This is a genomic window from Actinocrinis sp. (genome assembly GCF_035938995.1).
Lineage (GTDB): Bacteria > Actinomycetota > Actinomycetes > Streptomycetales > Catenulisporaceae > DASZGI01.
Map to the genome: position 1 here is coordinate 1 of NZ_DASZGI010000203.1, position 8,506 is coordinate 8,506.

The 8,506-nt window shown below is 69.7% G+C and carries 9 protein-coding genes; 4 read left to right on the forward strand and 5 right to left on the reverse strand.

Features of this window, described 5'->3' with window-relative positions:
• The 4 genes from VGZ32_RS14640 to VGZ32_RS14655 form a co-directional block, all read left to right on the forward strand.
• Window positions 1-1,087: putative Ig domain-containing protein (locus tag VGZ32_RS14640; protein ID WP_326886570.1), on the forward strand; the 1,087-nt coding region annotated here is incomplete at its 5' end.
• A 231-nt stretch (window positions 1,088-1,318) separates the two neighbouring features.
• Window positions 1,319-2,410, forward strand: coding sequence for a cell division protein ZapE (gene zapE / locus VGZ32_RS14645; protein ID WP_414642543.1), 1,092 nt, complete (start codon window positions 1,319-1,321; stop codon window positions 2,408-2,410).
• A gap of 126 nt (window positions 2,411-2,536) precedes the next feature.
• Window positions 2,537-3,742, forward strand: coding sequence for a PPK2 family polyphosphate kinase (locus VGZ32_RS14650; RefSeq protein ID WP_326886572.1), 1,206 nt, complete (start codon window positions 2,537-2,539; stop codon window positions 3,740-3,742).
• A 172-nt stretch (window positions 3,743-3,914) separates the two neighbouring features.
• Window positions 3,915-4,214 carry a hypothetical protein gene (locus tag VGZ32_RS14655; protein WP_326886573.1) on the forward strand — a complete coding sequence of 100 codons (300 nt, stop codon included), beginning with the start codon at window positions 3,915-3,917 and terminating at the stop codon, window positions 4,212-4,214.
• Between the two features lie 116 nt (window positions 4,215-4,330).
• On the opposite strand, the gene VGZ32_RS14660 is transcribed toward VGZ32_RS14655, so the two are convergent.
• The 5 genes from VGZ32_RS14660 to VGZ32_RS14680 form a co-directional block, all read right to left on the reverse strand.
• Window positions 4,331-5,146: a sirohydrochlorin chelatase gene (locus VGZ32_RS14660; RefSeq protein WP_326886574.1), complete on the reverse strand. Its 816-nt coding sequence runs from the start codon at window positions 5,144-5,146 to the stop codon at window positions 4,331-4,333.
• Complete coding sequence (locus tag VGZ32_RS14665; protein WP_326886575.1) at window positions 5,143-6,012, reverse strand: ABC transporter permease; 870 nt, start codon at window positions 6,010-6,012, stop codon at window positions 5,143-5,145. Before VGZ32_RS14665 ends, VGZ32_RS14660 begins: the two co-directional genes overlap by 4 nt.
• The gene (locus tag VGZ32_RS14670; RefSeq protein WP_414642544.1) at window positions 6,002-6,826 is read right to left on the reverse strand and encodes an ABC transporter ATP-binding protein; all 825 of its coding nucleotides are present in this window, start codon (window positions 6,824-6,826) and stop codon (window positions 6,002-6,004) included. Before VGZ32_RS14670 ends, VGZ32_RS14665 begins: the two co-directional genes overlap by 11 nt.
• A 109-nt stretch (window positions 6,827-6,935) precedes the next feature.
• Window positions 6,936-8,066, reverse strand: coding sequence for an ABC transporter substrate-binding protein (locus tag VGZ32_RS14675; RefSeq protein ID WP_326886577.1), 1,131 nt, complete (start codon window positions 8,064-8,066; stop codon window positions 6,936-6,938).
• A gap of 176 nt (window positions 8,067-8,242) precedes the next feature.
• On the reverse strand, window positions 8,243-8,506 hold a 264-nt coding region (locus tag VGZ32_RS14680; protein ID WP_414642542.1), incomplete at its 5' end, for an elongation factor 1-alpha C-terminal domain-related protein.

Here is an 8,506-nt window from a genome sequence, read left to right on the forward strand (position 1 = left end):
CTGGTCCAACGACGACAACCAGTGCGACCTGTCGCACCCGATCCTCAACCACGGCAACACCGTCACTGTGACCAACCCCGGCAACCAGACCTCGACCGTCGGCACGGCCGCCTCGGTTCAGCTCCACGCGACCGACTCGGCGTCCGGGCAGAGCTTCACCTGGTCGGCCAGTGGTCTTCCGGCGGGTCTGTCGATCAACTCCTCGACCGGTCTGATCTCGGGTACGCCGTCTGCGGCCGGCACCTCGAGCGTGACGGCAACTGCCACTGACACCACCGGTGCGTCCGGTTCGACCTCCTTCACCTGGACCGTGAACTCGCAAGGCGGGAACACGGTGACGGTGACGAACCCGGGCAACCAGACCTCCACCGTTGGCACCGCCGTGTCGCTGCAGATACACGCAAGCGACTCGGCTTCGGGCCAGACGCTGACCTACAGCGCCACCGGTCTTCCGGCGGGCCTGTCGATCAACTCGTCCTCCGGCCTGATCTCGGGTACGCCGACCACGGCCGCCACCTCGAGCGTGACTGTCACCGCGAAGGACACGACGAACGCATCCGGGTCGGCGAGCTTCAGCTGGACGGTCAGCTCCTCCGGCGGCGGTGGCTGCACCGCGGCGCAGCTGCTGGGCAACCCGGGCTTCGAGACCGGGTCGGCCAGTCCGTGGACGACGACGCCCGCTGTGATCAACCCCAACGGTGCCGGTGAAACCGCGCACAGCGGCAGCTGGTACGCGTGGCTTGACGGCTACGGCACCACGCACACCGACACCCTCGCGCAGACCGTGACGATCCCGTCGAACTGCAAGAACGCGACGTTCTCGTTCTGGCTGCACATCGACACCGCGGAGACCACGCGGACCGTCGCTTACGACACCTGCAAGGTGCAGGTGCTCAACAGCTCCGGCACCGTGCTGGCCACCCTGGCGACCTTCTCCAACCTCAACGCGATCTCCGGGTACGCCCAGCACAGCTACAACCTGGGCTCGTACATCGGCCAGAAGATCACCCTGAAGTTCACCGGCACCGAGGATGCCTCGCTGCAGACCTCGTTCGTCGATGACGACAACGCGCTGAACGTCTCCTGACGCGTAGCGCGGCACGCTGACACGAGGCCGTTTCACCGGGCGCCGGGCACGGTGGAACGGCCGAGTGATCGGAATCACAAGGTAAAGGCGCAGCTCAGGTCGCTGCTGAGACTAACCTCACGCTCCAGGCGGCCGGAGCGGTAACAGCGCGCACGTAGCGTTGATCATGTGACAATCGCGGACGCACGTGCGGATCTGGGCGTGGGCGCAACCGGCGCCGCGCCCTTCGTCGTGCCCGGCGCCACGGCTGCGGCTGCGGCCGTAAGCGAACGCGAATCGCGCAGCCTGACCGGACGGGTTCCGGTGGTGGCTCCGGAGCGGCTGCTGGACGAACTCGTCCCGCCGCCCCGCTTCACCGACGCCCGGTTCGACACGTACCTGCCCGACCCCGCAGAGCCCTCGCAGGCCGCCGCGCTCGACCTGCTGCGCCGCTGGTCTGCCGCCCCGCCCGGAGACGGCGCCACTCGCCGCAGAGGTCTGCTACGGCGTGGTCGCGGCGCTGACACCGGCTTAGCGCACGCGCCGTCCGGGATCTACCTCGACGGCGGCTACGGCGTCGGGAAGACCCACCTGCTCGCCTCGCTCTGGCACGAGACGCCGGGGCCGAAGGCGTATGGCACCTTCGTCGAGTACACCAACCTGGTCGGCGCGCTCGGGTTCGCCGGCTGCGTCGCTCGGCTCGCCACCCGCCGCCTGGTCTGCATCGACGAATTCGAGCTCGATGATCCCGGCGACACCGTGCTGGTCAGCACGCTGCTCGCGAAGCTGGCCGAGGCCGGGGTGCGACTGGCCGCCACCTCGAACACGCTGCCCGACCGGCTCGGCGAGGGCCGCTTCGCCGCCGCCGACTTCCTGCGCGAGATCCAGGGCCTGGCCGCGCGCTTCACCACCGTGCGCATCGAAGGTCCGGACTACCGGCGCCGCGGCGGGGCGGTCGCGCCCGAGCCGCGCCCGGAGCGGGAACTGGCGCAATACGCGGCGCGGGGCACGGTCGGCTGTGTCGAGGACGGGTTCGACGATCTGCTCGACTATCTCAGGACGCTGCACCCGAGCAAGTACGGCGCGCTGCTCGACGGCGTGCGTTCGGTGGTGCTGCACGGGCTGCGGCCGGTGGACGACCAGAACGCGGCGTTGCGGCTGGTGGTTCTCGTCGACCGCCTCTACGACCGTTCGATCCCGGTGCTCGCGTCGGGTGCCGCAGTCGACCGTGTGTTCGCCCCGGAGCTGCTGGTCGGCGGGTACCGGAAGAAATACCTGCGTGCCACCTCCCGGCTGATCGCGCTCGCCCGGCAGGGAGAAGCGCTGGTCGCGGCGGCGGGCTGACCGCCGATGGCAAACTTCCGGCGAATCGAAGGTGTCCAAAAGGTGAACGCAGGTTTGCTCTCATAGTGCATGATCGGCTGTGACGTGCGAGAATCGCGGCCAGACGTACGGAGATGGGAGCGACAGGTGGCGAAGCCCGGCGGCAAGACCGAATCCAAGCGCACGGCCGAGCCGGCCGATGGTGACAAGGCCCTGAAGAAGTCGGGCAAAGCCAAGGATGCCGGCAAGAGCGGGTCCAAGGGCGGCGCAAAGGCCGTGCGTAAGGCGGCGCGAGGCAAGGCGAAGAGCGCGAAGCCGCCCAAGGTCGGTAAGCCCAGGCGGCTGCGGGGCGCCGAGCAGCTGGTGGAGAAGGTGGCGGCGCAGATCGTCGCGGCGGAGCTCGACCGGGTACAGGAGGAGCACCGGCTCGGCGTGGAAAACGGGCTGGTCTCCGTGCCCACAGATGTCGGCGACAAGGGCAGCGAAAAGGCGGACAAGAAGAAGGAGAGCGTCGCGGACAAGCCGCTCGGCGAGCTCCTGCGTGTACCGGTCGGCCCGGTCAGCCTGGCCGACTACGACCCTTCGAGCACTCCCGGCGTTGCCTCCCGCGCCGACGCAGAGGCCGAGCTGCCCGCGCTGAACGCTCGGCTTGACGAACTCCAGGAGCGGCTGTTCGCCGCCGCGCGTGGCGGGGACAGCAAGCGCCGCGTTCTGCTCGTGCTTCAGGGCATGGACACCTCCGGCAAGGGCGGCACCGTCCGCCACGTCATCAGCCAGCTGGACCCCAACGGTGTGCGGCTGACCGCGTTCAAGGCGCCCACGGAGGAAGAGCTCGCGCACGACTTCCTGTGGCGAGTGCGCGCCGCGCTGCCGAATCCGGGGCAGGTCGGCATCTTCGACCGCTCACATTACGAGGACGTCCTGGTCGGCAAGGTTCGCAAGCTCGCCCTGCCCATGGTCATCGGCAGGCGCTACATCCTGATCAACAAGTTCGAGCAGGGCCTCGCGAACGAGGGCTGCGTCGTCGTCAAGTGCTTCCTGAACATCGGATCGGACGAGCAGCGCGACCGGCTGCTGGCCCGGCTGGACGACCCGGACAAGCACTGGAAGTACAACCCGGGCGACGTGGACGACCGCCTGCTGTGGCCCCAGTATCAGGACGCGTACCGGATCGCGCTGGAGAAGACCTCCACCGAGACCGCTCCGTGGCACGTGATCCCGAGCAACCACAAGTGGTACCGCAACTACGCGATCACCCGGCTGCTCGTCGAGGCCCTGAAGCGGATCGACCCGAAGTATCCGGCGGGCGACTTCGACGTCGCGGCGGAGCGCGAGCGGGTCCTCGCGTCCTGATACGCACCGAGACCGGGCCGCTCGCGGTGCGGCGCGAGCGTGTCCTCGGCTCGGCGTTCGTCCTATTCACTGAACAATAGGGGTAATGCGCTGAACGGGTGGGTTTGTGCAACTCCGGGTTTCGAGGGTCGTTGCTCTCGGCAGACGCGATCCCGCGAACAAGGAGTTTCACATGAACAAGACCCGTCTGGGCCTGGTCGCCGCCGCGGCGCTGGCCCTCCCGATTGCCGCCCCGGTCGCCGCGTTGGCTGACACCCAGAACACGGTGGAGACAACCATCGGCGACGAGGCGGGCTTCGAGCAGGGCGGCGCCCACGTGGGCCAGGGCGCGGCCGAACTCGTCGAGCACGCGATCAGCGGCCTCGGCACCTACGCCATCAACCTGCCGTCGGAGCTGGCCTCGACCTTCGGCACCGGCAGCACCACCTTCTCGAGCGACGAAGTGACCGAGACCGGCGACAACATCGGCTGACCTCGCGCCCTCGCGCCACGGGCCGCCTCCCCACGTGCGGGAGGCGGCCCGTTCTTTCATCCCGAGAGGAGAACGCGCCGCGGATATCAGGCTGCGAATTATTGGGCTACGAATTATCAGGCTGCGAGGTTGCGAGCCGAGGATGCGAGGGTCGCGCTCGCGTACCTGGCCAGCACCAGCCGGACCAGTTCGGCCGACGGCTCGCGGTCTGGTGTGATGAGTGGCGCGCCGAACGGGACGCCTGCTTCGATGCAGTCTGCGTGCACACGATCCGGCAGTCGGCCGGGCGCCAGGAAGTATGAGGCCACTGCGACGTCTTCCCACCCGCGTGCGCGCAGGCGCGCGATCGCTTGCGCAGTCGTCGGCGCAGCGGCGGCGTAGGCGTTGTCCGCGCCACCCCAGGACCGGGCCACGGCCTCGACCTGAGCCAGTGCCGCCGCGTCGCTGGATCCCGCCGACGCCACGATCAGCCCCAGCCGCGGGTCCGTCGGCCAGATTCCGGCCTCGCGCAAGCGCGCGTCCATCGCTTCAGACAGCAGCGGATCCGGTCCGAGCGGATCGCAGAAGGTGACGTCGGGCGTCCAGCCGCCCCAGGCGCGGATCTCGGCCAGAGCGCCGGCCACGGCGCGCGGAACGTCATGCCTCACGTGATATCCGTGCGCCAGGAACAGCGGCAGAACCGCCACCGACCTCGCCCCCGACGCGACCAGCGAACCCAGCGCTCCCGGCACGTCCGGCCCGCACAGGTCGAGGAAGCCGACCTCCATCCGCAGCTCCGGACGCGCCGCCGTGACCGCCTCAGCCAGCCGCCGCATCGCCGCCGCGTGCCGTGCGTCCCGCGAGCCGTGGCCGACCGCGAGCAGCGCCGGCGGTTCGGCGTCCGCGGCGAGACCGGCTTTCCGTGAAGGCAGGAGCGAGAGCAGGGCGGTCATGGGCGGCTCAGACCCCGGGTGCGCAGGATCCGGCGCTCCAGCGGCGAGAAGATCAGCAGGTTGATGCCGATTCCGATGATCAGGATGATGATGACGGTGCCGAAGGCGAGGGCCATGTCCAGGTCGTCCTGCGCGAACCTCAGCACCTGGCCGACGCCCGGGCCCAGCTTCGGCGAGATCGCGATCAGTTCCGCGGCCATCAGCGAGCGCCACGCGAAGGCCCAGCCCTGCTTGAGGCCCGAGATGTAGCCGGGCAGCGCCGCGGGCAGCAGCACGAAGCGAACGGAGGCGAGGCCGCGGGCGCCGAGATTGCGCCCGACCCGCAGATACAGCGGCGGAACCCGGTCGAGCCCGTCGAGCAGTCCGATCGCCACGGACGGGACCGCACCGAGCAGCACGACCATGTAGATGGTGGACGAGCTGACGCCGAACCAGATGATGCCGATCGGCACCCAGGCAACGGAGGGCAGGCTCTGCATGCCGGACAGGATCGGGCCGATGGCCGTGCGCAGCGGCTTGAACCGGGCCAGGAGAAGGCCGATCACGGTGCCGATCGCCGTCGCCACCGCGAAGCCGATGATCGCGCGGGACACCGAGGCCCAGATGGCCGGCCCGATCTGATTGGGCGTCCACTGCGTGCGCAGGTCGTTCCACACGTCGCCGGGTCCGGGGAGCACCACGGCCGGCTTGACGTGCAGCCAGACCACGATGTCCCAGACCAGCAGGATCGTGACGATCGCGATGACCGGCGGCAGCACCTTCGACAGCACGGTGCGCCACCAGGGGCGCCGCTCCCTGGTGGCGTCGGTGTCCAGGGCGTCCAGACCCGCTTCAAGTCGGGCCAACTCGGTGACGTCACTGGCCATGGCGGCTGATCTCCCGGTGCAGGTCGTCGGTGATTTCACGGGCGAGTTCGGCGACCGCGGCGTCCTCGATGCGGCGCGGCTGCGGGATGTCGACGGTCCACTCGCGCGCGACGCGGCCGGGCCGGGACGACAGCAGGATCACCCGCTGCCCGAGGCGTACGGCCTCGCGCACGTTGTGCGTGACGAACAGAATCGTGGTGCCGGTCTGCTGCCACAGCGCGGTCAGCTCGCCGTGCAAGGCGTCGCGGGTGATCGCGTCGAGGGCGGCGAAGGGTTCGTCCATGAGCAGGACGTCCGCCTGCTGGGCGAGGGCGCGAGCCAGGGCGACGCGCTGGCGCATGCCGCCGGAGAGCTCGTGCACGCGCTTGGACGCCGCGCCGTCCAGGCGGACCAGGTGGAGCAGCCGCTCCGCCTCGGCGCGGCGCTCCACCCGGCCCAGACCGCGCAGGCGCAGCGCGAGCTCGATGTTGCCCGCGGCGGTCAGCCACGGGAACAGGGCGGATTCCTGGAACATCAGCGCGGCGCGGCCTTCGCCCCCGACGCTCTTCGCGCCGCCCCCGTCGGTGCCGGGCAGGTCGATGGCGCCGGAAGTCGCGGGCTCGAGTCCGGCGATGAGCGCGAGCAGGGTCGACTTACCGCAGCCGGAGGCGCCGAGCAGGCAGACGAACTCGCCTGGCGCGACGGACAGGTCGATCCCGTCCAGCACCAGGGGGCTGTTCTTGCCGAACCGCTTGGTGACCGCGGTCAGCCGCACCGCCGGCTCGCCGAGCGCGGTCGGAGTCGGGGCCGGGCTCTCGGGCGTCGAATCGGTGATCACGGTCACGGTGCCCTCCTTCTCCTGGCCCGGTTCCGGTGCGGGGTGGCGCCGGAACCGGGCGTGTGTCGATCGCGCCGGGTGGCGCGGGTAGACGGGTCGCTGCGGGCTACTGGCTGCCGAGTCCGGCCGAGCTGACGGCCGGGTCGCCGGCCGCGGTCAGTGCCTGGTTCAACAGCGTCAGGTCGAAGATGCCGTTCAGGCTGGTCTGCTTGAGCAGCCCGACCGCGACCGCGTGGTCCAGGCTGGTCTGCAGGCTGCCGGCTTCCGGGTCGTTGGTGACGTTCTCCTCGCCCCAGGCCCGGGTGATCACGTCGGCCGCGAGCGCCTTGCCGGTCAGCGTCTTGATCGAGCTGTTGACCAGCGTCGCGGCGGCGGTCGGGTTCGCGGTGACCCACGCGTTCGCGTCCAGCTGACCCTCGATCAGCGCCTTGACTGTCTGCGGGTGCGCCTTGAGGTAGGAGGTGGCCACGACCAGGTTGGTGGTGGCGAACTGCCCGTTCGGCCACAACGTCTTCTCGTCCACGAGCACGTGGCCCTTGCCCTCGACGACCAGGCGGGAGGCCCAGGGCTCGGGGACCCAGGCGCCGTCGATCTTCCCGGCCTCGAACAGGGTCAGCGTGGTGGCGTTGTCGCTGGGCTGGATGTTCACGTCGCCGCCGCCCTGCTGCGTGGTGGCGTAGCCCTGCTGCTTGAGCCAGTAGCGCAGCGCGACGTCCTGCGTGTTGCCCAGCTGCGGCGAGGCGAGCGTCTTGCCCTTGAGGTCGGCAGCCGAGTTGATTTTGCTGGAGACGACCAGTTCCGCGCCCGCGTTCTCGGCACCCGCGACGATCGTCAGGCCGGTGCCCTTGGACTTGACGTACGCGTTGAGAGCAGAGGACGGACCGACGTACGCGGCGTCGAGTTGGCCGCCGAGCAGCGCGGTCATCTCGTCCGGGCCGGCGTTGAAGATCTGGGTGCTGAGCTTGGTGCTGCCGAGCTTGTCGGTGAAGAAGTTCTTCGCGACTCCCACGATCGGGGTGGTGTGGGTGACGTTCGCGAAGTAGCCGAGCCGCAGCTCCGTCGCCGGTGTGCCACTGGAGGTGGTGTTGGCGTTCGCGGCGGGCGCGGTGTTCGACGCGGTCGCGCACGCGGCGGTCAGGGCGAGGGCGGCGGCCGCGATGGCCGCTCCGCTGAGGGTGCGCTTGAGCCGGTGCGCACCCGCCTTTACGGCGGTGGTTCCGAAAATGGACGGGGACACGTGAATCCTCGTGAGGTGTGAAGATGCGCGGACAGGACGCGGTGCTTATCGAGCGCGGCGGTGCGGATGCTTGAGCCGGTACATCCGCTGCGTGAGCTGGTACATCCGCTCAGCCGCCCTGTCTCACGAGGACTGATGGCGCCGGAGATCCCGGCGAGGACGAAGTCAGGCATCTGTCAGACCCCTACCGCGTTCACGGCGAGCGGCGTGCCGACCATCCCCGCGGTCAGCGTCATTCCGTCGGCGGAGTCGATGAGTAGGAAGGAGCCGGTGCGGCGGTTGTCGGCGTAGTCGTCGAGCGGCAGCGGCGCGGAGGTGCGCAGGGTGATCTGCCCGATCTCGTTGACCGACAGCGCAGCGGGGGAGGGCTCGGACGTGACGGTGTCGATGTCCAGCCGTGCGTCGAGCGAGCCGACGATCGCCTTCACGGTCGCGGTGCC

Excerpts from the sequence above, each read along its gene's own strand:
- VGZ32_RS14655 (WP_326886573.1), top strand. The coding sequence starts at position 3,915 with ATGAACAAGACCCGTCTGGGCCTGGTCGCCGCCGCGGCGCTGGCCCTC.
- VGZ32_RS14660 (WP_326886574.1), bottom strand. The coding sequence starts at position 5,146 with ATGACCGCCCTGCTCTCGCTCCTGCCTTCACGGAAAGCCGGTCTCGCC.
- VGZ32_RS14665 (WP_326886575.1), bottom strand. The coding sequence starts at position 6,012 with ATGGCCAGTGACGTCACCGAGTTGGCCCGACTTGAAGCGGGTCTGGAC.